Below are 24,891 nucleotides of genomic sequence, written 5' to 3' on the forward strand. Positions count from 1 at the left end.
AGGTAATGCAAAAAGAAGTTAGTGCGTTTTAATTTGCAATATGCATTTTTCCTTGTATAATAATAGTCAAATATAGTCAAAGTCAGATTGGAGGAGGTTGAGTGAGAAACATATCTGATATTATCGAAACTTATTTGAAGCAAGTGCTAGAAATAAGTCAGAAAGATATCCTAGAAATTAAAAGAAGTGAAATAGCAGATAAATTTCAGTGTGTTCCTTCTCAAATCAATTACGTAATTAATACCAGGTTTACAATCGAAAGAGGCTATGTTGTTGAGAGTAAGCGTGGCGGTGGCGGGTATATTCGGATTATGAAGGTGAAATCGCAGGATTACGTGCAACTCATCAACCAGTTATTATCCCTTATTGGTTCCAGAGTGCCTCAATCTATGGCGGAAGGGGTCATCGCTCGGCTGATGAGCGAGGAAGTCATTAATGAAAGGGAAGCTAAAATCATGATGAGTGTCATTGATAGATCCGTCATCTATATAGACCTACCTGATCGTGATGAATTAAGGGCGCGAATTTTATCAGCCATGCTTACAACTTTAAAATATAAATAAACTGGCAGAGGTGATGAATGAATGATTTGTCAAGAATGCCATCAAAGACCTGCGACTCTTCACTTTACCAAAATCATTAATGGAAAAAAGGCTGAAGTCATGATTTGTGAGAAATGTGCTCAGGAAAAAGGTGAGATGTTCATGGATGCGGGTGGGCATGGATTTTCAATAAATAATTTGTTAGCAGGATTGTTAAATATCGAGTCGAATATTCAACAGACAAAGGCTAATTCATTTCCTATGACAGAAGAAAAACGCTGTCCTCATTGTCATCGTTCATATAAGGAATTCGTCCATATTGGAAAGTTTGGATGTGCCGAGTGTTATAAAACGTTCAATGATCAGTTAAATCCGATTCTAAAGAGGGTTCATAGCGGAAATACTGCACACATTGGGAAAATCCCAAAAAGAATTGGTGGCGGTATTTACCTTCGAAAACAAATTTCTGACTTAAAAGAGAATTTAAAGGTACACATCGAACAGGAAGAGTTCGAGAAGGCGGCCGAAGTAAGAGATAAGGTTCGTTCCCTTGAAAAAAGGTATGAGGCACAGGAGGGGGGCGATGAATCATGAGTTTGGAGAAATTTATGGAGAACGCTTTGAGTTCCTGGATGAATCATGAAGGTCCAGAAATGGATATTGTATTAAGTTCACGAATTCGTTTAGCCAGAAATTTTAAAGACTTTACCTTTCCTACCGCCTTTTCCAATGAAGAGGCAAAAGAAATCATTGAATTAGTGAAGAAAAGAATTGAAGAGGAAGTTACCCAAGAGATTGGCAAGCTGGAACTTCTGGAAATTGATCAAATGCAGTCACTGGAAAAGAGAGTGCTTGTTGAAAAACATTTGATCAGCCCACATTTAGTGGAAGAATCGGCAAAAGGGGCATGCCTTCTTTCCGAGAATGAAGAAATAAGCATCATGGTTAACGAAGAGGACCATCTCCGAATCCAGTGCTTGATGTCAGGATTGCAACTTAAGGAAACCTTAAGACTCGCAAATGTTCTTGACGATTGGATTGAAGAATCCATAGACTATGCATATGATGAAGAAAGAGGATACTTAACTAGCTGTCCGACTAATGTGGGAACAGGATTGAGGGCCTCAGTCATGATGCATCTCCCGGGTCTTGTACTAACTCAGCAAATGAATCATATTATACCGGCCATTAATCAATTGGGACTGGTGGTTCGCGGGATTTATGGAGAGGGCAGTCAAGCTCTAGGAAACATCTTTCAAATCTCCAACCAGATCACTCTCGGAAAATCCGAGAAGGATATCGTGGAGGATCTAACGAGTGTAGTTCAGCAGATCATTGCCCAGGAAAGGTCAGCCAGAGATGCATTAGTGAAGACCTCTCACATACAATTAGAGGATAGGGTTTTCCGATCCTATGGTATATTATCAAATGCCCGAATCATTGGGACCAAGGAAGCAGCTACCTGTATCTCCGATGTTAGGTTAGGGATAGATATAGGATATATAAAAAACATTTCAAAAAGCATCCTAAATGAGTTAATGATTCTGACTCAGCCAGGCTTTTTACAAAAATACGCAGGTGGACCTTTAAGGACACATGAAAGGGATATCCGTCGAGCAGCTCTTATACGAGAACACTTGGATTTCACAGAATCCTCCTTCTCATAGAAAAGTCAATCGATCATCTGCTATACATGTTAAAGCGAAGCATCTGCAAGATTTTATGCAGAGTCAAAAGCTTTATTCAAAACGAAAATTCTAAAGGAGGAATTCCCTATGATGTTTGGTCGTTTTACTGAAAGAGCCCAGAAAGTATTAGCATTAGCCCAAGAAGAAGCTATCCGGTTAGGTCATAATAATATTGGTACGGAGCACATCCTTTTAGGTTTAGTTCGCGAGGGAGACGGTATTGCAGCCAAAGCATTATACGCTCTCGGATTAGGTGCGGAAAAGATCCAGAAAGAAGTGGAAAACTTAATCGGCCGTGGCCAGGACAAAGCCCAAACGATTCATTATACGCCAAGAGCGAAGAAAGTCATTGAACTATCCATGGATGAAGCAAGGAAATTAGGTCATTCATATGTAGGCACAGAACATGTACTCCTTGGACTTATTCGAGAAGGAGAAGGTGTAGCAGCCCGTGTGTTAAATAACCTTGGCGTCAGTTTAAATAAAGCAAGACAGCAAGTATTACAACTATTAGGTAGCAATGAGTCAGGTGGACATCAAGGTTCAACCGCCTCTAATGCAAGCACTCCAACCCTTGATAGTCTTGCTCGTGATTTAACGGCCATCGCTCGTGAAGACAGCTTGGACCCTGTCATTGGTAGAGGCAAGGAAATTCAGCGTGTCATCGAAGTGTTGAGCAGACGCACAAAGAATAACCCTGTATTAATTGGTGAGCCAGGGGTGGGTAAAACTGCTATTGCTGAAGGCCTAGCACAGCAAATCATCAATAATGAGGTTCCTGAAATCCTACGTGATAAACGTGTCATGACACTTGATATGGGGACGGTCGTAGCGGGGACGAAATACCGTGGTGAATTCGAGGATCGATTAAAGAAAGTGATGGACGAAATCCGTCAAGCAGGAAATATCATCTTGTTTATTGATGAATTGCATACATTGATTGGTGCTGGTGGGGCGGAAGGTGCCATCGATGCATCTAATATCCTTAAGCCATCATTGGCCCGTGGTGAACTGCAATGTATCGGTGCAACCACATTGGATGAGTACCGTAAATATATCGAAAAGGATGCTGCACTCGAACGCCGCTTCCAACCCATCCAAGTGGATGAACCAACAACAGAAGAGTCCATTCAAATTCTTAAAGGGTTACGTGACCGGTATGAAGCCCATCACCGTGTATCAATCACTGATGAGGCTATCGATGCGGCTGTTAAGTTATCTGATCGATATATTTCCGACCGTTTCCTTCCGGATAAAGCAATCGATTTAATTGATGAAGCAGGTTCGAAAGTCCGGTTGCGTTCATATACTACACCTCCAAACTTAAAAGAACTTGAAGTGAAATTAGATGAAGTCCGGAAAGAAAAGGACGCTTCCGTTCAAAGCCAGGAGTTTGAAAAAGCTGCATCGCTTCGTGATACGGAGCAACGCTTAAGAGAACAATTGGAAGAAACAAAGAAAACGTGGAAAGAGAAACAAGGGCAAGAAAATAGTGAAGTGACGGTGGAAGACATCGCACATGTCGTATCCAGCTGGACTGGAGTCCCGGTTACTAAATTGGCACAAACGGAGTCAGATAAACTTCTAAATATGGAATCTATTCTCCATGATCGTGTAATTGGTCAGGAAGAGGCTGTTATAGCCGTTTCCAAAGCAGTACGACGTGCAAGAGCGGGGCTGAAGGATCCTAAACGTCCAATCGGCTCATTCATCTTCCTAGGGCCAACAGGAGTCGGTAAAACGGAACTTGGTCGTGCATTGGCTGAATCCATGTTCGGTGATGAAGATGCCATGATCCGTATCGACATGTCGGAATATATGGAGAAACATTCAACTTCACGCCTAGTTGGTTCTCCTCCAGGCTATGTGGGATATGAGGAGGGCGGACAACTGACTGAAAAAGTACGTAGAAAGCCATACTCCGTCGTTCTACTTGATGAAATTGAAAAGGCACATCCAGATGTATTCAACATTCTTCTACAGGTCCTTGAAGACGGAAGATTGACGGATTCAAAAGGCCGTACTGTGGATTTCAGGAACACGATTCTGATTATGACATCGAATGTCGGAGCTTCTGCATTGAAGACTGATAAGTATGTAGGCTTCAATATTCAGGACACTGGTCAAGACTACAAAAATATGAAAGGGAAAGTGATGGAAGAATTAAAACGTGCCTTCCGTCCAGAATTCCTGAATCGTATTGATGAGACGATCGTCTTCCATTCATTAGAAAAGGATCATTTGAAACAAATCGTTACGTTGATGTCCAATCAGCTCATCTCCCGTTTGAAGGAACAGGAAATTTTCTTAGAGCTTACAGATGCAGCTAGAGAAAAAGTAGCATCTGAAGGATACGATCCGGAATATGGGGCACGTCCAATTCGCAGGGCACTACAAAAACATGTCGAAGATTACCTATCTGAAGAACTGCTCAAAGGAAATGTGCAAAAAGGGCAAACGGTCGTGATGGATGTCGTGGACAATAAATTTGCGATCAGAAATGGCGATCCCGTCAACATAAGTGAATAAAGTCATTCTTTAACTTCGAGGTACACTCAGATTTCTCAGCAGTGTACCTCTGTTTTTATTCATGACGAAATTGTACCTAGAGGAACTACTCTATAAGATGAATCGAATAGAGAGTAAAAATAAATTTCTTAATAACTTTAAATAAGAAGGATTAAATAAAACCAATATATAATATCTTTTACATGAGTATTATGAGAAAGAGGAGTTACTATGGCAGCAAAAAAGAAAACGAAATTCATGTGTCAATCTTGTGGGTATGAGTCAGCAAAATGGATGGGAAAATGCCCTGGATGCGGGGAATGGAACAAGATGGTTGAAGAGACGGAGATTGTTAAGCCAGCTCGAAAGGGAGCATTTACCCATTCAGAAGTGAGGGGATCTGCAGAGCGTGAGAAGGCGACACCCATCACAACCATTCAGTCGGACAAAGAACCACGCATTACGACGGATTTGGCAGAATTGAATCGTGCACTTGGCGGTGGTATTGTCCAAGGATCACTTGTATTGATCGGCGGAGACCCGGGGATAGGCAAATCAACACTCCTTTTGCAAGTGTCTGCACAATTAGCTCATAAACAGAAGAAAGTATTATATATTTCTGGGGAAGAATCCATCAAACAAACGAAGTTAAGAGCGGATCGGTTAGGAGCGATGTCGGAGAACTTATTGGTGTATGCCGAGACCGATATGGACTATATCCAGCAGGCCATCCAAGAGGTAAAGCCAGACCTGGTCATCATTGATTCCATTCAAACCGTGTACCATTCGGAAGTGACTTCAGCCCCGGGAAGCGTTTCCCAAGTGAGGGAATGTACATCTTCTTTAATGCGCATTGCCAAGACCAATGGAATTGCCATTTTTATCGTGGGACATGTTACAAAAGAAGGGGCGATTGCCGGACCTCGTCTGCTTGAACATATGGTGGATACCGTTTTATATTTTGAGGGAGAAAGACACCATACATATCGGATAATCCGTGCAGTCAAGAATCGATTCGGTTCGACAAATGAAATGGGCATTTTTGAGATGAAGGAACATGGTTTGGAAGAAGTGGCGAATCCATCGGAAATCTTCCTTGAGGAGCGTTCCCAAGGTGCTTCAGGATCGACCGTTGTCGCCTCGATGGAGGGGACAAGACCAGTACTTGTCGAAATACAAGCCCTGATATCACCGACTAGTTTCGGAAACCCAAGGAGAATGGCCACTGGAATTGACCATAACCGAGTTTCACTTTTAATGGCAGTTTTAGAAAAGAGAGTCGGTTTGCTCCTGCAAAACCAAGATGCGTACCTAAAAGTCGCGGGGGGCGTTAAATTGGATGAACCAGCCATAGATCTGGCAGTTGCCATTAGTATTGCATCAAGTTTCCGTGACAAGTCCACGAATCCAGCTGATTGCATTATTGGTGAAGTGGGGTTGACGGGGGAAGTTAGAAGGGTCTCCCGGATTGAACAACGAGTTCAGGAGGCAGCGAAGCTCGGATTTGAACGGGTCATCATCCCAGCCAATAATATAGGTGGCTGGACTGCTCCAAAAGGCATCAAAATCATTGGGGTTTCATCAGTTTCTGAGGCGCTTCACCATACGCTAGGGGGTTAAGGATGACAGAGAAAAAAGGGTATGAGAAAACAAAGTTGGAGATTTTGCAAATTGTGGCCCCAGGCACACCTCTTCGAGAAGGAATTGAAAATGTATTAAGGGCGAATACGGGTGGATTGATTGTTGTGGGGTACAACGAAAAGGTACGAGCGATTGTGGATGGTGGTTTCCAAATTAACTGTGCCTGTACCCCAAGTACATTATATGAGTTGGCAAAAATGGATGGAGCCATCATTTTGAACGAGAAGGCCGACAAAATCATTTTTGCCAATGCACAATTGGTCCCGGATAATAGTGCGCCATCTACAGAGACCGGCATGAGGCATCGAACAGCGGAAAGGGTAGCGAGGGAGACGAAATCATTAGTGATTGCCATTTCTCAGCGGAGGACTGTTATCACCCTATACCAGGGGAATTTTCGATATGCCCTTAAAGATATAGGAGTCATCCTCGCGAAAGCCAATCTGGCCATCCAGACCCTGGAAAAGTATAAGGTCGTGCTACAGCAGAGCATTTCGGTATTGGGAGCCCTCGAATTCGAGGAAATAGTAACGTACGAGGATCTTTTGCAAGTGTTCCACCGGTACGTGATGGTTCTTCGAATCAAAGCGGAGTTACTGACATACCTCAATGAACTGGGTACAGAAGGTAGGCTGATTCGCCTGCAGATGAATGAGATATTAGCAGATATCGAAACAGAAGGAAAATGGCTTATCAAAGATTACTCGTCCAATAAGGAAGATAATCCGGAGGAAACCATTCTTCGCCTTCAGGAACTTGCCATGCAGGAAAAGCTAGATGAGAGCATCCTGCTGAAGATACTGGGGTACCAGGGTCATATTCATGTAGATGCCCCTGTCCATGCCAGGGGGTACCGAATCCTTCATAAAATCCCCCGATTACCAGGTCTGATCATCGATAATCTAGTGAAACAATTTGATTGCTTTAAAGAAATCAATAAGGCGACGGTTGAGCAACTTGATGAAGTGGAAGGAATTGGGGAAGTTCGTGCGAATAAAATTAGAGAGGGTCTTCGGATATTAAAAAATCAACTTGTCACTAATCGAAGGATGTAAAGCGATCCACCACTTTCTAAATTTTCCTATTTTAGCTTGAAATTGAATAGTGTTTATTTTTGACACCCAAAACCCAGGATGCTAGGCTAAAATTACGATAAAGAGAAGGGACAATATGGATACATCACAGGAGTCCTTCAGGGAATTTCTTGATATATAGTGAAAACGAATTTTCAATGGTTTCATTTTTTTTGGATTGGTCAATAATGAGAAGAGGGAGGTGAAAGGGAATGTTAAAACGCATTATACAGGCATGTTTCTTAATAATTGGTGGGACACTTGGTATGCTACTTATTCCTGAATTATTAAGTGTTGTCCATGCAGATGATATTGCTTTATTAAACAATCCTTATGTTAGTGTACTGTTGGGTGCTATTATCTTTTATCTTATTACTTTTTGGGCAGTAGATCATGTGGTCTATTTTATGAAGTGGTCAGAAGAACAACTGGTTAAGTTTCCAATTACCGATATAATTTTTGGAAGTGTGGGCCTTTTAGTTGGCCTGCTTGCGGCGTTTTTAGTAGGGTCAGCCTTCAGTGCGATTCGAGTCCCCATTTTAAATACAGTCGTGCCTATTATTCTTACGCTTTTATTTGGATACCTTGGATTTCAGGTCGGTTTTAAAAAGCGTGATGAACTGCTGAATCTTTTCTCCAAAAACAATAAGAAAAAAGCCTCTGACGGGGAAATGGCCGAAGAGGATGAGGAAGGCTACAGCAAACGGTTGAAGATCCTCGATACAAGCGTTATCATTGATGGGAGAATTGCGGATATTTGTCAGACCGGCTTCCTCGAAGGAACCATTGTGATACCTCAGTTTGTATTAAATGAGCTTCAACACATTGCGGATTCCTCTGATGCCTTGAAAAGAAACCGGGGTCGAAGGGGCTTGGATATCCTGAATAGGATTCAAAGAGACCTTCCGATTAAAGTGGAGATGTACGAAGGGGATTTCGAAGACATCCAGGAAGTCGATAGTAAATTAGTGAAGCTTGCCAAGATTTCAGGTGGCATGGTGGTCACTAATGATTTCAATTTAAATAAAGTATGCGAGTTCCAAAATGTAGCGGTCCTCAATATAAATGACTTAGCGAACGCCGTAAAACCCGTCGTACTACCCGGGGAAGAAATGAATGTACAGGTGATTAAGGATGGGAAAGAGCAAAATCAAGGTGTTGCCTATTTGGATGATGGGACGATGATCGTTGTCGAAGGCGGACGCGATTATATTGGAAAACGTATTGATGTCCTTGTGACAAGCGTTCTTCAAACATCAGCGGGTCGGATGATCTTTGCTAAACCTAAACTATTAGAAAAAGCATTATAAAGAAGAGTAGGAGAAACCGTTATGTTTTATGAAGTAGTGATACCTGCAGCCGGACAAGGAAAGAGAATGAAGGCCGGCAAGAACAAGCTTTTTATTGAACTATCGGGTACCCCGATCATTGTCTACACCCTTCGTGTCTTTGAAGAGGATCCAAACTGCCGGGGTATTTTCCTTTCGATAAACCCAACAGAAGAGGATTACTTCAAGGAAATGGTGGCTTCCTTCGGATTTAAGAAGGTCAAGAAACTCGTTGAAGGTGGTAAGGAACGTCAACAGAGCGTCCATAATGCATTGAAGTATGTGAGGGAAGAGATAATTCTAGTCCATGACGGGGCACGTCCTTTTATCGACCAAGAGCAAATTAGTGAATTAACGTCCGCAGCCAGTCTCCATGGTGGAGCCATCATTGCAGTCCCCGTAAAGGATACGATTAAAAAAGCAAATGACAGGTCAGTCACGGAAACAGTGGAACGATCAAGCTTGTGGGCGGTACAGACACCACAAGCTTTTCGTGCATCCATATTAATTAACGCCCATGAAAAAGCGGAAGCGGAGTCGTATTTAGGTACGGATGATTCAAGCTTGCTAGAACGGATCGATGAACAGGTAGTCATTATTGAAGGCAATTATGATAATATTAAGATTACGACTCAGGAAGATTTATATTTTGCGGACGCGATTTTACATAAACAACAACTTGAAAAGTGAAGATAGGGGAGAATGAGATGTTTCGAATTGGCCAGGGATATGACGTACATCAGCTAGTTGAAGGTAGGCCTTTAATAATTGGAGGGATAACAATCCCGCATGAGAAAGGGTTACTTGGGCATTCAGATGCTGATGTATTGCTACATACGGTTGCAGATGCTTGTTTGGGTGCAATTGGTGCAGGTGATATCGGCAAGCATTTTCCGGATACCGATCCGGAATTTAAGGATGCTGATTCCGCTAAGTTATTGCAGTATATTTGGGCAATCGTCAAAAAAGAAGGTTATGAGTTGGGTAATGCAGACTGTACAATTATTGCCCAAAGCCCTAAAATGGCGCCGTATATTGAAGAAATGCGTGTAAGGATAGCAGAGCTTTTAGATGCTTCAGTGGATCAAATCAATGTGAAGGCGACTACGACCGAGAAACTTGGATTCACGGGCAGAAGCGAGGGAATCGCAGCACAGGCTGTTGTCTTGTTGGTTAAAACTAACTGATTGTCGTTTAGGTGGAAACCTTTATTCCCTTGAGGTTAAATGGTAAAATAGAACGAAGAAAAGAGAGACTGGGAGGTCTATATATATCATGAACAGCGATATTCGAGTTCGCTATGCACCAAGTCCGACTGGACATTTACATATAGGAAATGCGAGGACTGCTTTATTTAATTATCTGTATGCACGTCATAATGGTGGAAAATTCATTATCCGCATTGAAGATACTGACAAAAAAAGAAATATAGAGGGCGGCGAAGAAAGCCAACTGAAGTATTTAAAATGGCTTGGAATGGATTGGGATGAAGGCGTTGATATTGGCGGGGAGTTCGCACCGTATCGTCAATCAGAGCGGAACGACATTTATCAAGGGTTGTACCAAGAGCTTCTTGACAAAGGGTTGGCTTATAAATGCTATTGTACGGAAGAAGAGCTTGAAGCAGAACGTGAAGGACAGGTTGAAAGGAACGAAACACCCAAGTATTCCGGTAAGTGTCGTCATTTAACAGCGGAAGATCAAGCAAAACTAGAGGCTGAAGGCAGAAAACCGAGTATTCGATTCGCCGTTCCTTCGGGCAGAGTCCTTACTTTCAAAGATATGGTTAAGGATGATGTTTCATTTGAGACGGATGGCTTTGGCGATTTTGTCATTATCAAAAAAGATGGAATCCCGACGTATAACTTTGCGGTAGCGGTCGATGACCACCTAATGAAGATTTCGCATGTACTTCGCGGTGATGACCATATTTCTAATACACCTAAGCAATTAATGATTTATGAAGCATTCGGGTGGGAGCCTCCTGTGTTCGGACACATGACGTTGATCGTCAATGAAAGCCGGAAAAAATTAAGTAAGCGTGATGAATCAATTATCCAATTCATCGAACAATATGAAGAGTTGGGTTACTTGCCTGAAGCTTTATTCAACTTCATTGCTTTACTTGGATGGTCACCAGGCGGCGAGGAAGAGATCTTCCCTAAGGAAGAGTTCATTAAACTTTTCGAAGCGGACCGTCTATCTAAATCACCGGCCCTATTCGATAAGCAAAAACTCACTTGGATGAATAATCAGTATGTGAAGCAATTGGATGAGGAACGTGCAGTGCAATTGTCCATCCCTCACCTAGTGAAGGCCGGCAAGATTTCTGAAACACGTTCTCCGGAAGAAGAAGAGTGGGTGCGTGGTCTAGTTTCTCTTTATCAAGAACAGATGAGTTATGGGGCGGAAATCGTTGAACTTTCCGAACTATTCTTCAAAGATGATCTTGAATATGAGCCTGAAGCGAAAGAAGTCCTAGCGGAGGAACAAGTACCTGAAGTCATGGAAGCCTTCCTTAAAGAAATAGAAGGGCTTGAGGAATTTAAAGCTGACGAAATCAAGAAATCGATCAAAGCGGTACAAAAAAGCACAGGACATAAGGGTAAAAAGTTATTCATGCCAATCCGTGCGGCGGTGACTGGTCAAACTCATGGTCCTGACCTACCAAAAGCGATTTCCCTACTGGGCAAAGAAAAAATTAAACAACGCATTCTAAGTATTTAATATTAACAATTAGACAAAAATGTAATATAGTAATTAATAATCTTACAAAAGAACGCGTAGATAGGGAGAAGTAAGTAAACGAAGCTTATTAGAGAGAACCATAACCTGCTGAAAATGGTTCAAGCCTCTCGTTTTCCGAAATGCACCCTTGAGTCCTTTGCTGAACTAACCTCTAGTAGGCATAGGCGGAATGTCCTCCGTTACAGGATAAAAGTTGGGAATGGAACAAGTTGGCCTTTGGTCCTGCTATTCATTCCAAACAGAGTGGAACCGCGCTTCAAAGCGTCTCTGTCTATTTGGACAGAGGCGCTTTTTTATATGCTTTAAAATAAGGGATGACTAAAAGGATATAGCATAGGGGGGAATCATCATGTTAAAGATGTTTAAAGAGGATATTGAAGTGGTTTTTGAACAGGATCCTGCAGCGCGTAGCTATTTAGAAGTTATTTTAACGTATGCAGGGTTGCATGCAATATGGAGTCATCGGATGGCTCATGTACTATACAAGAAAAAGTTCTTTTTCCTGGCCAGAAGTGTATCACAAATCAGTCGGTTTTTTACCGGGGTTGAGATTCACCCCGGGGCTACAATAGGTCGTCGTTTCTTCATCGATCATGGGATGGGGATTGTCATTGGCGAGACATGCGAGATTGGTGACAATGTCTCTGTCTTTCAAGGAGTGACACTTGGAGGGACGGGAAAGGAAAAAGGCAAACGTCATCCTACGATAAAAGATAACGTATTGATTGCCACGGGAGCCAAAGTGCTTGGCTCGATTACCGTCGGTGAAAATTCCAAAATTGGTGCAGGCTCGGTCGTTTTAAAGGAAGTGCCCGCTAATTCAACCGTTGTCGGCATTCCTGGGAAAGTCGTCATTCAAGATGGCATAAAAATCAAGAAAGATTTTAATCATTCAGATCTTCCTGATCCAATTGCTGACCGTCTAAAGGAAATGGATAGGGAAATTCATGCTTTGAAAACAGAGTTAGCAAAATGGAAGCAGGAAGAAAGGAGTTTATAAAAATGGCAATAAAAATATATAACACAGCGACTAGACAGAAGGAAACCTTCGTACCGATGGAAGAAGGAAAAGTGAAAATGTATGTATGCGGGCCTACAGTCTATAACTACATTCATATTGGGAATGCTAGGCCAGCAATCGTATTCGATACCGTGAGAAGATACTTGGAGTATAGAGGATACGATGTGCATTTCGTTTCGAATTTCACGGATGTTGATGATAAGCTAATTCGAGCTGCCAAAGAACTAGGGGAGGATGTCCCAACCATCTCAGAGCGTTTTATTCAAGCGTATTTTGAAGATGTTTCTGCTCTAGGTTGCAAAAAAGCGGATGAACATCCAACCGTAATGGAAAACATGGATACAATCATTGAATTCATTTCGACGTTGATTGAAAAAGGTTATGCGTATGAATCTGAAGGGGATGTGTATTTTCGCACTCGTAAATTCGATGGGTATGGGAAGTTGTCTCATCAGTCCATTGATGAACTGCGGGTCGGAGCTCGTATTGAAGTCGGCGAGAAGAAGCAGGATGCGCTTGACTTTGCCCTCTGGAAAGCGGCGAAGGCTGGCGAAATTTCTTGGGAAAGCCCATGGGGGATGGGGCGCCCCGGCTGGCATATAGAATGCTCAGCGATGGTTAAGAAGTACCTTGGTGATACGATTGATATCCATGCAGGCGGTCAGGATTTAGCTTTTCCCCATCATGAAAATGAAATTGCACAATCCGAGGCGTTAACGGGAAAATCCTTTGCGAATTATTGGATGCACAATGGATACATCAATATTGATAATGAAAAAATGTCGAAGTCATTAGGCAATTTTATTCTTGTTCATGACATCATACAGAAGTATGACCCACAAGTATTGCGTTTCTTCATGTTATCCGTACATTATCGTCATCCAATCAATTATAGTGAAGAAGTGCTTGAAAATGTAACGGCTGCTCTCGATCGCTTGAAAACATCCTATCAAAACCTGAAACATCGCCTTCAAGTAAGCGATGGGTTAACAGAAAATAATGATGTATGGTTGCAGAAAATCGATGAACTACACGAACAATTCATTAAGGAAATGGACGATGATTTCAATACGGCGAACGCGATATCCATTCTTTTTGAACTGTCTAAGCAAGCGAATTATTACTTGATGGAGAAGAATACTAACCAGGAAGTCATTAAAGCTTTTCTTGGTAAATTCCAAAATCTACTCTCCGTCCTGGGCTTTTCCCTTGAAGAGGAAGAGGGATTATTGGACGAGGAAATCGAGAGTTTAATTCAACAAAGGATTCAAGCTAGGAAAGACCGTAACTTTGGGTTGTCTGATGAGATTCGTGATCGTCTAAAGAACATGAACATTATATTAGAGGATACCCCTCAAGGTACAAGATGGAAAAGAGGGTAACAGATGCTTCAATATGATAATAAGGTAGACGAAAAAATGTTAAATAGTCTTGCTCTAGCCTATATGGGAGATGCCGTATACGAAACCTACATACGGCATCACCTTATTCAAAACGGGGCAGTTAAGCCTAATCTGCTTCATAAAAAAGCGACATCTTTTGTATCGGCTAAAGCGCAGAGCAAAATCATTCACTTTTTTCTAGAGTCAGGTTGGTTATCAGAAGAAGAGACCGCTGTCGTCCGTAGAGGTCGTAATGCGAAGTCCGGGTCGGTTCCGAAGAATACAGATGTGCAAACGTATCGGTATAGCACTGCCTTTGAGGCGCTTATGGGCTTTCTGTATTTATCCGGCCGAATAGAAAGAATGGAAGACCTTGTTGAAAAATCAATTCAATTCATTGAAGAAGAAAAGGGGAAATAACCCATGAGTGAAGAATTTATCATTGGAAGAAACCCCGTCTTGGAAGCACTTCGCTCCGAACGGGATATTAATAAAATTTGGATATCAGAGGGCTCACAGAAAGGGTCCATGCTTCCGCTAATCGGACTTGCAAAAGAAAAAAAGGTATTCGTACAAATCGTACCTAAGAAAAAAATAGACCAAATGGTAGAAGGTATCCATCAAGGAGTCGTAGCGCAAGTCGCAGCTTACGATTATGTAGAGTTGGACGATTTATTTGCCAAAGCGGCTGAACGGGATGAGGCTCCCTTCTTCATGATTCTGGATGAAGTAGAAGATCCACATAATCTAGGGTCAATCATGAGAACAGCGGATGCGGTCGGAGCTCACGGAATCATCATTCCAAAGCGTAGAGCAGTTGGTTTAACGGCAACGGTTGCGAAAGCATCGACAGGGGCCATTGAGTATATTCCGGTTGCACGGGTCACGAATTTGGCAAGAGCAGTCGAAGAGTTAAAAGAACGCGGTGTCTGGATTGTGGGTACCGATGCGAAAGGTAGCGATGATTACCGGAACATGGACGGGAATATGCCTATTGGCCTTGTTATTGGAAGTGAAGGCAAGGGAATGGCACGGTTAATGAAAGAAAAATGTGATTTTCTAATTCGTCTTCCTATGGCCGGGAAAGTAACATCATTAAATGCATCGGTGGCAGCAGGTTTATTGATGTATGAGGTCTACAGAAAAAGAAACCCTCTAGGGCAATAATGAGATGAATATTCTGTTAGTGGACGGTTACAACATTATTGGAGCCTGGCCGGAACTGAGAGAATTGAAAGAAAGAGACCTTGCTGCAGCAAGAGACAGACTGATAGAAATGATGGCGGAATATCAGGCGTTTACTGGGTCCCGGGTCATTGTCGTATTCGATGCCCAATATGTCCAGGGAATAGCCCGTATTTTCAAGAATCATAAAGTCGACGTAATTTTCACGAAAGAAAATGAAACAGCCGATGAGAGAATAGAAAAGATGGCAATTGAACTGAATAATATCAAAACGCAGATTCAAGTGGCTACTTCAGATTTTACGGAGCAATGGGTCATCTTTGGCCAAGGGGCCCTAAGGAAATCTGCCCGTGAACTGCTAATGGATATGGAGGAAATTCAGGGAGAAATTAAAAAAGATGTCCAAAAAACAGCGGCGATAAAACCTACGGCTAAAATCCCTTTAAGTGAAGAAGTAGCTGAAATATTCGAAAAATGGCGTCGGGGGAAAATTTGAACCATTGACGGGTATTTTTTACCTGCTGTATAATATTTCTATCTGAGTCAGGTCAGGGGGATATAATTTGGGTCTCAATTTCGGTATGAAACTGAACGAAAAGTATCTGCAGTTCGATGATGAAGAATTAATTGAGTTAGTACACACTGGAGACAGTGAAGCACTGGATTATCTGATTCAAAAGTATCGTAATTTTGTAAGAGCGAAGGCAAGGACATATTTTTTAATAGGTGCAGATAAGGAAGACATCGTTCAAGAAGGCATGATTGGTTTGTATAAGGCTGTCCGTGATTTTAAAGGCGATAAGCTTTCTTCTTTTAAAGCATTTGCCGAATTATGTATTACGAGACAGATCATTACCGCTATTAAAACAGCAACACGTCAAAAGCATATTCCGCTCAATTCCTATGTTTCCCTGGACAAGCCCATTTATGATGAGGAGTCCGACCGTACTCTCATGGATATTATATCGGGTACGAAGGTATTAGACCCAGAAGAACTGATTATCAATAAAGAAGAGTTTGACGATATCGAATTGAAAATGGCCGAGCTGCTGAGCGATTTGGAAAGAAAGGTATTAGCCCTTTATTTAGATGGGCAAACCTATCAGGAAATCTCAGAAGAGTTGAATCGTCATGTGAAGTCGATCGATAATGCCCTCCAGAGGGTGAAAAGAAAGCTCGAGCGTTATCTGGAAGTAAGGGAGATCAGTTTATAGTCCCTCCGCCTTTTCCGCTTTATTTCATCTGACACTAACTCCACTTGGATGATGCATTCACTTATGGTAGACATAGGCTGATAGAGTTGACATGGACTTAGGTGGCCTCACCTTGTTATTGACAATAAAAGCCAGCCGTGATAAGGTTTTATGGAAATAGTAGATAGGATAGGTGTATCAATTGCAAAAGAAAATCACACTAGCTTGCACCGATTGTGGTTCAAGAAATTATAATTATGAAAGCAATAAGTCAAACAACGCTGAACGACTAGAATTAAAGAAATTTTGCAGTACCTGTAATTCACATACGAATCATAGGGAAACAAAATAACCGTTTTATAAATAGATTGACAGAAGCAGTCTAATGCTTGGAGGATACATTCATGAAACGCTTAACCGAATTTTTCAGCGGAGTCACTCGTGAAATGCGTAAAGTAAGCTGGCCAAAACGTAAAGAATTAACCAAATATACAATCGTTGTAGTGACGACTGTGTTGTTTATGGCTTTATTCTTTTTAGTGGTCGATATGGGCATTTCCGAATTAATTCGCTTAGTTATTGAATAAGAGATTCGAAAATAAGGTATAATAGTGATAGAATAATATGTGTCAGCAGAAAAGCCCGGAAACGGGTTTTTTAATTTGTCTTTTTTAAGAAAAAGTTCAAACTCTAGCATTGCTGTTATTCTTTAGACAAGTCGGGATAGTGCAGGATGTTAATTTTGGCTAGATCGTTAGAAAATAAAGTTTCATAAAGAAAATGATTGATTGCAGGGAGGGAAGGACGTCACAGTCCTAAAACATGGAAAAGAATTGGTATGTAGTTCACACCTATTCAGGTTATGAAAACAAGGTAAAGGCCAATCTGGAGAAGCGTGTTGAAACAATGGGGATGGAAGATAGAATCTTCCGCGTAGTAGTTCCTGAGGAAGAAGAAACCGAAGTCAAAGATGGCAAAACGAAAGTAACGAAGAAAAAGGTTTTCCCAGGATATGTACTGGTAGAAATTATCATGACCGATGATTCTTGGTATGTAGTCCGCAATACACCTGGTGTAACAGGTTTCGTAGGTTCATCAGGAGCGGGATCTAAACCGACAGCACTGCTTGATGAAGAAATAGAAGTTGTCCTTAAACGCATGGGTGTTGACGAAAGTAAATTTGACATCGACTTTGAAGTCGGCGACACTGTTCAAGTGAAAGAAGGACCATTTGCAACATTTGCTGGGCCTATCGAAGAACTTGATACAGATAAAGGAAAAGTCCGAGTTCTTGTTAATATGTTCGGCCGCGATACGCCGGTAGAACTAGACTTTAATCAAGTGGAAAAATTATAAACGGAAAAAAACTTGAAAAAGCCTTTTGGAAGTGGTAAAATTTCAAAGGTCAGTATGTTTCAAATTTTTAGGCCTCAACGATACAAGTATTCTTTATTAACATATAAAGAATTCAAGATGAGTGGGAGGGTATATCCCTATTACCACATCACGGACTTATAAGGAGGTGTGTCTCGTGGCTAAAAAAGTAATTAAAATGGTTAAATTGCAAATTCCTGCTGGTAAAGCGAATCCTGCACCGCCGGTTGGTCCTGCATTAGGTCAAGCTGGTGTAAACATCATGGGATTCTGTAAGGAGTTCAACGCTCGTACAGCAGACCAAGCTGGTCTAATTATTCCTGTTGAAATCACGGTATTTGAAGACCGTTCATTTACATTCATTACAAAAACTCCACCCGCTGCAGTACTACTTAAGAAAGCAGCAGGTATCGAGTCTGGTTCTGGTGAACCTAACCGTAAAAAAGTTGCTACAGTCAAGCGTGATCAAGTGCGCGAGATTGCTGAAACTAAAATGCCTGACCTAAACGCTGCAAACGTTGAAGCTGCAATGCGTATGGTTGAAGGTACTGCTCGCAGCATGGGTATTGTCATCGAAGACTAATCCATGTAATTGTTATTTGTTTCTACGGGGTTGCGATTGATACTCGCAACCTTTATTCGTGGGAGGTAATTCCGTTAAAACCACAATTTAGGAGGATTTATATCATGGCTAAAAAAGGTAAAAAGTATCTTGAAGCAGCTAAGCTTGTTGAAGTTTCAAAAGCATACGCTGTAACTGAAGCGATTGAAGTTGTTAAAAAAGCAAACTTCACAAAATTCGATGCGACTGTTGAAGTTGCTTTCCGTTTGGGTGTAGACCCTAAGAAAGCTGACCAACAAATTCGTGGAGCAGTTGTGCTTCCGAACGGAACTGGTAAAACTCAACGCGTATTAGTATTCGCAAAAGGCGAAAAAGCAAAAGAAGCTGAAGCTGCTGGTGCTGACTTCGTTGGCGAATCTGACTACATCAACAAAATCCAACAAGGATGGTTCGAATTCGACGTAATCGTTGCGACTCCTGACATGATGGGTGAAGTTGGTAAACTTGGTCGCGTATTAGGACCTAAAGGCTTAATGCCAAACCCTAAAACTGGAACAGTTACATTTGATGTAACGAAAGCTGTTAATGAGATCAAAGCAGGTAAAGTTGAATACCGCGTAGATAAAGCTGGTAACGTCCATGCTCCAATCGGTAAAGTATCTTTCGAAGATGCTAAACTAGTGGAAAACTTCACTACTATCTTTGATACATTAATGAAAGTTAAACCTGCGGCTGCTAAAGGAACTTACATGAAGAATATTTCTGTAACGACTACAATGGGCCCTGGTGTGAAAGTTGATTCTTCTTCTTTCAATAAATAATTTGACATTCCAAAACTATTGTTGTTATAATATGTTTTGTTGTGATAAATGAATATCATTTGTACCGAAGACAGTAGGTGCTCCACAAGAGCTTAATTCCCTGCCGAGGTAATTCGATAAAAATAGTCGTTGACTATGACCTTTGAAATTACTGCCTTCATGTCTGTATTAGAGATGAAGGCTTTTTCTTTGAAACGGTATAAATGTTTTCAAGCAAATCTACAGGAGGTGTAAGGATGAACGCAATTATTGAACAAAAGCAAACTATCGTTGCTGAGATTACTGGTAAATTAACAGCTAGCAAATCCACAGTTGTTGTTGACTACCGTGGATTGACTGTTGCTGAATTAACAGAACTTCGTAAGCAACTTCGTGATGCTGGCGTTGAGTTCAAGGTTTACAAAAACTCTTTAACTCGTCGTGCTGCTGAAAGTGCTGAACTTAGCTCTTTAAACGAATCTTTAACAGGACCAAACGCAATTGCATTCTCAAATGAAGATGTTATTGCGCCAGCTAAAATCCTTAACGATTTTGCGAAAAAACATGAAGCGTTAGAAATCAAAGCTGGAGTTATCGAAGGAAACGTAGCATCTGCTGAAGACATTAAAGCTCTTGCAGAACTACCTTCACGCGAAGGCCTACTTTCAATGTTGCTAAGTGTGCTACAAGCACCTATGCGCGGTCTTGCTCTTGCTACAAAAGCAGTTGCAGAACAAAAAGAAGAACAAGGCGCGTAAGCTAACCGCTTATCTTGCCTATTGATTCAAAAAAAAACCAACCATTTCGAGGAGGAAATAACAATGACTAAAGATCAAATCATTGAAGCAGTTAAAAACATGACTGTTTTAGAATTAAACGACCTTGTAAAAGCAATCGAAGAAGAATTTGGCGTAACTGCTGCTGCACCTGTAGCTGTAGCTGCTGCTGGTGGCGCTGCTGCTGAAGAAAAAACTGAGTTTGATGTAGTTCTTACATCTGCTGGAGATTCAAAAATCAAAGTTATCAAAGCTGTTCGTGAAGCAACTGGTCTTGGACTTAAAGAAGCGAAAGAAGTTGTTGATAACACTCCAAAAGCAATCAAAGAAGGCGTTTCTAAAGAGGAAGCTGAAGAACTTAAAGCTAAACTTGAAGAAGTTGGAGCTGGCGTTGAAGTTAAGTAATCTTGCATAAACAAAAAGCTCGCTATCACTGGCGAGCTTTTTTCTCTTCATTTTTAAAGAAAAATGGTAGACGATTTAGTAAAGATGTACAAACTTTATGACAGGTAAGTATCCATTCTTCATATCTCTTCTCTCGTTAAATCTTCAATATTCCTTTCTGATAGGGGGAGATGACTCTGACAGAGCATTACTACTCACAAAAACCGGATGTCGAAAGCAATCCTAAATTTTGGGATTTTGTATTAAAAGGACGCACATTCCACTTTAAAAGTGATAATGGTGTTTTTTCAAAAAAAGAAGTTGATTTTGGTTCTCGTCTTTTGATAGAATCCTTCAATCTTAATAAAGCTGTAAAAGGGAATATTCTTGATGTTGGTTGCGGTTATGGCCCCATTGGAATATCAATTGCTGCGGCTTATCCCGAAAGAACGGTAGAAATGATAGATATAAATAGCCGGGCAGTTGAATTATCGAAGGAAAATGCCGCTACAAACGGAATCGCTAATGTTAAAGTGTACGAAAGCGACCGTTTTGAAAAGGTAGGATCTAAACAATTCGCTGCAATTCTTACGAACCCTCCCATTCGCGCAGGTAAAAGTGTAGTCCACGAAATTCTAGAAGAAAGTTATCGAAGTTTGGTGACTGGTGGAGAACTATGGGTTGTCATTCAAAAAAAGCAAGGCGCTCCTTCCGCCATGGATAAACTAGAGCTGTTATTTGGTAATGTCGAAGTGGCTGTAAAGAAAAAAGGCTACTACATACTATTATCCAAAAAAGTTTGACTCTAAATTTTCGCTATGTTAGTATTATAAAATGCATATATATAATTCCGTTACTATGCAATTTTTATACCATTGGTGTATAACCAATGGATAATATGGGAAAAATATATAAATAATAGTTCGTTTTATGAGAAATAGTGGTTTTTAAAATAAAAACCATTTTCTTTTTGTCTATGGATTAGATTGCTTTTTTCCGTGGCAAATAGATCCTTATAACGCTTGATTTAAGGGGTGAATCAGTTGACAGGTCAACTTGTTCAGTATGGACGACACCGCCAACGTAGAAGTTATGCAAGAATCAGTGAGGTTTTGGATCTTCCGAATCTGATTGAAATTCAAACGGCTTCTTATCAATGGTTTTTAGATGTAGGTTTAAAAGAAATGTTCCAGGACATTTCTCCTATTGAGGATTTTACAGGTAATTTGTCATTAGAATTCATCGATTACAGCCTTGCTGAACCGAAGTATTCTGTTGAAGAAACAAAAGAACGCGATGTTACGTATTCTGCACCACTTCGTGTGAAAGTGCGCCTTGTTAACAAAGAAACAGGGGAAGTAAAAGACCAGGATGTATTCATGGGTGACTTCCCACTTATGACTGAAACGGGCACGTTTGTCATCAATGGTGCTGAACGTGTAATCGTATCCCAATTAGTACGCTCACCGAGTGTTTACTATAATGGGAAAATGGATAAGAACGGTAAGCTAGGTTTCTCTGCGACCGTTATTCCTAACCGTGGTGCATGGCTTGAATATGAGACAGATGCCAAGGATGTAGTTTATGTTCGAATCGACCGCACTAGGAAATTACCTATCACGGTATTGATGCGTGCATTGGGCTTTGGAACTGATCAAGAGATCATTGATTTAATCGGTGATAATGAGTATCTTCGCAACACTCTTGAAAAAGACAACACGGAGAGTGTAGAAAAAGCATTGCTAGAAATCTATGAACGTCTTCGCCCGGGTGAACCACCTACAGTCGATAACGCGAAAAGTCTACTAGTATCCCGCTTTTTCGATCCAAAACGTTATGATCTAGCTAACGTAGGTCGCTATAAAATCAACAAAAAACTGCATATCAAGAATCGTCTATTCGGACAAAAGATCGCCGAGACTTTAATCGATCCTGAAACAGGGGAAATCATTGTTGAAAAGGGTACTTTGCTTGATAGAAGGACACTTGATAAAATTCTGCCTCATCTTGAAGCAGGAATCGGTTTTAAAACGTTCCACCCGTCTGGTGGCGTAGTAGAAGAAGAAACCCTTCTTCAACCAATCAAAGTCTTTGCTCCAAATGACGCTGAAGGCGAAAAAGTGATCAATATCATTGGTAATGCGTATGTAACCGATCAGGTTAAAAACATTACTCCAGCTGATATCATCTCTTCTATTAGCTATTTCTTTAACTTGCTTCATGGCGTGGGAATTACAGATGATATTGACCATCTAGGAAATCGTCGTCTGCGTTCCGTTGGTGAATTGCTGCAAAACCAATTCAGAATTGGTTTATCTCGTATGGAGCGTGTCGTGCGTGAAAGAATGTCTATTCAAGACACGAATACGATCACTCCACAGCAATTGATTAACATTCGTCCTGTTATAGCATCCATTAAAGAATTCTTTGGTAGCTCACAGCTTTCACAATTTATGGACCAAACGAACCCATTGGCCGAATTGACGCATAAACGTCGTCTATCTGCATTGGGACCTGGTGGTTTGACTCGTGAGCGTGCTGGTTTCGAAGTACGTGACGTTCATTACTCCCACTATGGCCGTATGTGTCCGATTGAAACGCCTGAGGGACCAAATATTGGATTGATTAACTCCCTATCAAGTTTTGCAAAGGTTAACCCTTATGGATTCATTGAAACACCATACCGACGTGTTGACCATGAGACAGGGAAAATTACGAGCAAAATCGATTACTTAACGGCTGATGAAGAAGATAACTACGTAGTTGCCCAAGCGAATGTTCGTCTATCCGATGATGGAACATTCCTTGATGATATGGTTGTTGCACGTTTCCGCGGTGAAAATACCGTTGTTCCGCGTGACCGCGTAGATTATATGGACGTATCGCCTAAACAAGTCGTATCTGCAGCGACAGCATGTATTCCTTTCTTGGAAAATGATGACTCCAACCGTGCCCTAATGGGAGCGAACATGCAACGTCAAGCAGTACCTTTATTACAACCAGAGGCACCAAGAGTTGGAACAGGTATGGAATATGTTTCAGCGAAAGACTCTGGGGCAGCTGTCATCTGTAAACACCCTGGTATCGTCGAACACGTGGAATCACGTGAAGTATGGGTACGCCGGGTAAGTGAGGTTGACGGTCAACAAGTAAAAGGAAACCTTGATAAATACCGTTTATTAAAATTCATTCGTTCTAACCAAGGAACGTGTTATAACCAACGTCCTATCGTTAGTGTTGGTGACAATGTTGTCAAAGGTGAAATTCTTGCCGATGGTCCTTCAATGGAAAAAGGTGAATTAGCACTTGGACGAAATGTATTAGTTGCCTTCATGACTTGGGATGGATACAACTATGAAGATGCCATCATCATGAGTGAACGTCTAGTTAAAGATGATGTGTACACTTCCATCCATATTGAAGAATATGAATCTGAGTCTCGCGATACGAAATTGGGACCTGAAGAAATCACTCGTGATATTCCGAACGTCGGAGAAGATGCGCTTCGCAACCTTGATGAGCGTGGAATAATCCGTGTCGGTGCTGAAGTAAAAGACGGTGACCTTCTAGTAGGTAAAGTAACTCCTAAAGGGGTAACGGAACTAACGGCGGAAGAACGTCTCTTACATGCAATCTTTGGTGAAAAAGCGCGCGAAGTACGGGATACATCATTGCGTGTTCCCCACGGCGGCGGCGGAATCGTCCTCGATGTTAAAGTGTTTAACAGAGAAGATGGCGACGAGCTACCACCTGGTGTAAATCAACTTGCACGTGTATATATCGTTCAAAAACGTAAAATACATGAAGGCGATAAAATGGCCGGACGTCATGGTAACAAAGGTGTAATCTCAAGGATCCTTCCTGAAGAAGATATGCCTTACATGCCTGATGGAACACCGGTTGACATCATGTTAAACCCACTGGGTGTACCTTCCCGTATGAATATCGGTCAGGTACTTGAGCTTCACTTAGGTATGGCAGCCCGTGCACTAGGCATTCACGTAGCATCACCGGTATTTGATGGAGCTACTGAGGAAGACGTTTGGAGTACGATTGAAGAAGCTGGTATGTCACGTGATGCAAAAACGGTACTTTACGATGGCCGTTCAGGTGAAGCGTTCGATAACCGTGTGTCTGTTGGTGTCATGTACATGATTAAACTTGCACATATGGTTGATGATAAACTTCATGCTCGTTCAACTGGACCTTACTCCCTTGTTACGCAACAACCACTTGGTGGTAAAGCGCAATTCGGTGGACAACGTTTTGGTGAGATGGAAGTATGGGCACTTGAAGCATATGGAGCTGCTTATACATTACAAGAAATCCTTACCGTTAAATCAGATGATGTCGTGGGCCGTGTGAAAACATACGAAGCGATTGTCAAAGGCGAAAATGTCCCTGAGCCTGGTGTCCCTGAGTCATTCAAAGTATTGATTAAGGAACTTCAAAGCTTAGGATTAGATGTTAAAATCATGAATGCTGAAGACCGCGAAATTGAAATGCGTGATTTAGAAGATGAAGAAGACCCTAATCAGTCAGACAAATTAAGCCTAGATGCAGAAACAAAAGATATGGTTGCTACTGAAGCAGGAGCACCATCAAAAGAGTAAATAATTTAAATAAATCAATCTATATATTATCAGCTCTGACTGGCAGCAAGGTTTTTCTTTAAAGATCCTGCTG

At 41.4% G+C, this 24,891-nt stretch carries 25 protein-coding genes and 2 other annotated features; all 25 genes read left to right on the forward strand.

The annotated features are described in order from the left end of the window. The first annotated feature begins 101 nt into the window (after window positions 1-101). Window positions 102-563: a CtsR family transcriptional regulator gene (locus tag AC503W_RS00525; protein ID WP_402875761.1), complete on the forward strand. Its 462-nt coding sequence runs from the start codon at window positions 102-104 to the stop codon at window positions 561-563. Window positions 564-584: 21 nt separating this feature from the next. Beyond that, on the forward strand, window positions 585-1,136 hold the full coding sequence (mcsA, locus tag AC503W_RS00530) for a protein-arginine kinase activator protein McsA (protein ID WP_427689044.1): 552 nt from the start codon (window positions 585-587) through the stop codon (window positions 1,134-1,136). Beyond that, window positions 1,133-2,209 (forward strand): protein-arginine kinase McsB, encoded by a 1,077-nt coding sequence (gene mcsB / locus AC503W_RS00535; protein ID WP_402875757.1) that lies wholly within the window; start codon window positions 1,133-1,135, stop codon window positions 2,207-2,209. The genes mcsA and mcsB overlap by 4 nt, the downstream gene beginning before the upstream one ends. Window positions 2,210-2,317: 108 nt before the next feature. Next, the gene (clpC, locus tag AC503W_RS00540) at window positions 2,318-4,759 is read left to right on the forward strand and encodes an ATP-dependent protease ATP-binding subunit ClpC (RefSeq protein ID WP_402875756.1); all 2,442 of its coding nucleotides are present in this window, start codon (window positions 2,318-2,320) and stop codon (window positions 4,757-4,759) included. A gap of 210 nt (window positions 4,760-4,969) precedes the next feature. Beyond that, window positions 4,970-6,358 (forward strand): DNA repair protein RadA, encoded by a 1,389-nt coding sequence (gene radA / locus AC503W_RS00545; RefSeq protein WP_403125376.1) that lies wholly within the window; start codon window positions 4,970-4,972, stop codon window positions 6,356-6,358. Between the two features lie 2 nt (window positions 6,359-6,360). Further along, window positions 6,361-7,434: a DNA integrity scanning diadenylate cyclase DisA gene (disA, locus tag AC503W_RS00550; protein WP_402875752.1), complete on the forward strand. Its 1,074-nt coding sequence runs from the start codon at window positions 6,361-6,363 to the stop codon at window positions 7,432-7,434. Window positions 7,435-7,664: 230 nt separating this feature from the next. After that, on the forward strand, window positions 7,665-8,762 hold the full coding sequence (locus AC503W_RS00555; RefSeq protein WP_402875750.1) for a PIN/TRAM domain-containing protein: 1,098 nt from the start codon (window positions 7,665-7,667) through the stop codon (window positions 8,760-8,762). Between the two features lie 21 nt (window positions 8,763-8,783). Further along, on the forward strand, window positions 8,784-9,470 hold the full coding sequence (gene ispD, locus AC503W_RS00560; protein ID WP_427689047.1) for a 2-C-methyl-D-erythritol 4-phosphate cytidylyltransferase: 687 nt from the start codon (window positions 8,784-8,786) through the stop codon (window positions 9,468-9,470). A 17-nt stretch (window positions 9,471-9,487) separates the two neighbouring features. Beyond that, a complete protein-coding gene (ispF, locus tag AC503W_RS00565) occupies window positions 9,488-9,967 on the forward strand; it encodes a 2-C-methyl-D-erythritol 2,4-cyclodiphosphate synthase (protein ID WP_402875747.1) in 480 nt (159 codons plus the stop codon). An 88-nt stretch (window positions 9,968-10,055) separates the two neighbouring features. Continuing rightward, window positions 10,056-11,507 carry a glutamate--tRNA ligase gene (gene gltX, locus AC503W_RS00570; RefSeq protein ID WP_402875745.1) on the forward strand — a complete coding sequence of 484 codons (1,452 nt, stop codon included), beginning with the start codon at window positions 10,056-10,058 and terminating at the stop codon, window positions 11,505-11,507. 48 nt (window positions 11,508-11,555) lie between these two features. Then, window positions 11,556-11,800: a binding site (T-box leader), on the forward strand. 77 nt (window positions 11,801-11,877) lie between these two features. Next, window positions 11,878-12,528 carry a serine O-acetyltransferase gene (gene cysE / locus AC503W_RS00575; protein ID WP_402875743.1) on the forward strand — a complete coding sequence of 217 codons (651 nt, stop codon included), beginning with the start codon at window positions 11,878-11,880 and terminating at the stop codon, window positions 12,526-12,528. Between the two features lie 2 nt (window positions 12,529-12,530). Continuing rightward, on the forward strand, window positions 12,531-13,931 hold the full coding sequence (gene cysS, locus AC503W_RS00580) for a cysteine--tRNA ligase (RefSeq protein ID WP_427689049.1): 1,401 nt from the start codon (window positions 12,531-12,533) through the stop codon (window positions 13,929-13,931). 3 nt (window positions 13,932-13,934) lie between these two features. Then, window positions 13,935-14,351 (forward strand): Mini-ribonuclease 3, encoded by a 417-nt coding sequence (locus AC503W_RS00585; RefSeq protein WP_402875740.1) that lies wholly within the window; start codon window positions 13,935-13,937, stop codon window positions 14,349-14,351. A gap of 3 nt (window positions 14,352-14,354) precedes the next feature. Beyond that, window positions 14,355-15,098, forward strand: a complete 744-nt coding sequence (gene rlmB, locus AC503W_RS00590; protein WP_402875738.1) for a 23S rRNA (guanosine(2251)-2'-O)-methyltransferase RlmB — start codon at window positions 14,355-14,357, stop codon at window positions 15,096-15,098. 4 nt (window positions 15,099-15,102) lie between these two features. Beyond that, a complete protein-coding gene (locus AC503W_RS00595) occupies window positions 15,103-15,612 on the forward strand; it encodes an NYN domain-containing protein (RefSeq protein ID WP_494915679.1) in 510 nt (169 codons plus the stop codon). An 85-nt stretch (window positions 15,613-15,697) separates the two neighbouring features. Continuing rightward, entirely contained in the window at window positions 15,698-16,330 is a 633-nt protein-coding gene (sigH, locus tag AC503W_RS00600) for an RNA polymerase sporulation sigma factor SigH (RefSeq protein ID WP_402875764.1), read from the forward strand. Window positions 16,331-16,511: 181 nt separating this feature from the next. Then, a complete protein-coding gene (gene rpmG, locus AC503W_RS00605) occupies window positions 16,512-16,661 on the forward strand; it encodes a 50S ribosomal protein L33 (RefSeq protein ID WP_402875733.1) in 150 nt (49 codons plus the stop codon). Window positions 16,662-16,713: 52 nt separating this feature from the next. Further along, window positions 16,714-16,896, forward strand: coding sequence for a preprotein translocase subunit SecE (gene secE, locus AC503W_RS00610; RefSeq protein WP_402875732.1), 183 nt, complete (start codon window positions 16,714-16,716; stop codon window positions 16,894-16,896). Between the two features lie 235 nt (window positions 16,897-17,131). Beyond that, window positions 17,132-17,665, forward strand: coding sequence for a transcription termination/antitermination protein NusG (gene nusG / locus AC503W_RS00615; RefSeq protein WP_402875730.1), 534 nt, complete (start codon window positions 17,132-17,134; stop codon window positions 17,663-17,665). A 175-nt stretch (window positions 17,666-17,840) separates the two neighbouring features. After that, entirely contained in the window at window positions 17,841-18,266 is a 426-nt protein-coding gene (rplK, locus tag AC503W_RS00620; protein WP_402875728.1) for a 50S ribosomal protein L11, read from the forward strand. 104 nt (window positions 18,267-18,370) lie between these two features. Continuing rightward, window positions 18,371-19,066: a 50S ribosomal protein L1 gene (gene rplA, locus AC503W_RS00625; RefSeq protein ID WP_402875727.1), complete on the forward strand. Its 696-nt coding sequence runs from the start codon at window positions 18,371-18,373 to the stop codon at window positions 19,064-19,066. 46 nt (window positions 19,067-19,112) lie between these two features. Then, window positions 19,113-19,263: a sequence feature (ribosomal protein L10 leader region), on the forward strand. Window positions 19,264-19,302: 39 nt separating this feature from the next. Continuing rightward, the gene (gene rplJ, locus AC503W_RS00630) at window positions 19,303-19,803 is read left to right on the forward strand and encodes a 50S ribosomal protein L10 (protein WP_402875726.1); all 501 of its coding nucleotides are present in this window, start codon (window positions 19,303-19,305) and stop codon (window positions 19,801-19,803) included. Between the two features lie 63 nt (window positions 19,804-19,866). Continuing rightward, on the forward strand, window positions 19,867-20,226 hold the full coding sequence (gene rplL, locus AC503W_RS00635; RefSeq protein ID WP_402875724.1) for a 50S ribosomal protein L7/L12: 360 nt from the start codon (window positions 19,867-19,869) through the stop codon (window positions 20,224-20,226). Between the two features lie 176 nt (window positions 20,227-20,402). Further along, window positions 20,403-21,008 (forward strand): class I SAM-dependent methyltransferase, encoded by a 606-nt coding sequence (locus AC503W_RS00640; protein WP_402875762.1) that lies wholly within the window; start codon window positions 20,403-20,405, stop codon window positions 21,006-21,008. 240 nt (window positions 21,009-21,248) lie between these two features. Further along, a complete protein-coding gene (rpoB, locus tag AC503W_RS00645) occupies window positions 21,249-24,818 on the forward strand; it encodes a DNA-directed RNA polymerase subunit beta (RefSeq protein ID WP_402875722.1) in 3,570 nt (1,189 codons plus the stop codon). Window positions 24,819-24,891: the final 73 nt, after the last annotated feature.

It is taken from the genome of Peribacillus suis (assembly GCF_059384845.1).

What these genes read in the sequence shown, in the direction of transcription:
- mcsA (WP_427689044.1), top strand. Translation starts at nt 585, where the DNA reads ATGATTTGTCAAGAATGCCATCAAAGACCTGCGACTCTTCACTTTACC.
- mcsB (WP_402875757.1), top strand. Translation starts at nt 1,133, where the DNA reads ATGAGTTTGGAGAAATTTATGGAGAACGCTTTGAGTTCCTGGATGAAT.
- clpC (WP_402875756.1), top strand. Translation starts at nt 2,318, where the DNA reads ATGATGTTTGGTCGTTTTACTGAAAGAGCCCAGAAAGTATTAGCATTA.
- radA (WP_403125376.1), top strand. Translation starts at nt 4,970, where the DNA reads ATGGCAGCAAAAAAGAAAACGAAATTCATGTGTCAATCTTGTGGGTAT.
- disA (WP_402875752.1), top strand. Translation starts at nt 6,361, where the DNA reads ATGACAGAGAAAAAAGGGTATGAGAAAACAAAGTTGGAGATTTTGCAA.
- AC503W_RS00555 (WP_402875750.1), top strand. Translation starts at nt 7,665, where the DNA reads ATGTTAAAACGCATTATACAGGCATGTTTCTTAATAATTGGTGGGACA.
- ispD (WP_427689047.1), top strand. Translation starts at nt 8,784, where the DNA reads ATGTTTTATGAAGTAGTGATACCTGCAGCCGGACAAGGAAAGAGAATG.
- ispF (WP_402875747.1), top strand. Translation starts at nt 9,488, where the DNA reads ATGTTTCGAATTGGCCAGGGATATGACGTACATCAGCTAGTTGAAGGT.
- gltX (WP_402875745.1), top strand. Translation starts at nt 10,056, where the DNA reads ATGAACAGCGATATTCGAGTTCGCTATGCACCAAGTCCGACTGGACAT.
- cysE (WP_402875743.1), top strand. Translation starts at nt 11,878, where the DNA reads ATGTTAAAGATGTTTAAAGAGGATATTGAAGTGGTTTTTGAACAGGAT.
- cysS (WP_427689049.1), top strand. Translation starts at nt 12,531, where the DNA reads ATGGCAATAAAAATATATAACACAGCGACTAGACAGAAGGAAACCTTC.
- AC503W_RS00585 (WP_402875740.1), top strand. Translation starts at nt 13,935, where the DNA reads ATGCTTCAATATGATAATAAGGTAGACGAAAAAATGTTAAATAGTCTT.
- rlmB (WP_402875738.1), top strand. Translation starts at nt 14,355, where the DNA reads ATGAGTGAAGAATTTATCATTGGAAGAAACCCCGTCTTGGAAGCACTT.
- AC503W_RS00595 (WP_494915679.1), top strand. Translation starts at nt 15,103, where the DNA reads ATGAATATTCTGTTAGTGGACGGTTACAACATTATTGGAGCCTGGCCG.
- sigH (WP_402875764.1), top strand. Translation starts at nt 15,698, where the DNA reads ATGAAACTGAACGAAAAGTATCTGCAGTTCGATGATGAAGAATTAATT.
- secE (WP_402875732.1), top strand. Translation starts at nt 16,714, where the DNA reads ATGAAACGCTTAACCGAATTTTTCAGCGGAGTCACTCGTGAAATGCGT.
- nusG (WP_402875730.1), top strand. Translation starts at nt 17,132, where the DNA reads ATGGAAAAGAATTGGTATGTAGTTCACACCTATTCAGGTTATGAAAAC.
- rplA (WP_402875727.1), top strand. Translation starts at nt 18,371, where the DNA reads ATGGCTAAAAAAGGTAAAAAGTATCTTGAAGCAGCTAAGCTTGTTGAA.
- rplJ (WP_402875726.1), top strand. Translation starts at nt 19,303, where the DNA reads ATGAACGCAATTATTGAACAAAAGCAAACTATCGTTGCTGAGATTACT.
- rplL (WP_402875724.1), top strand. Translation starts at nt 19,867, where the DNA reads ATGACTAAAGATCAAATCATTGAAGCAGTTAAAAACATGACTGTTTTA.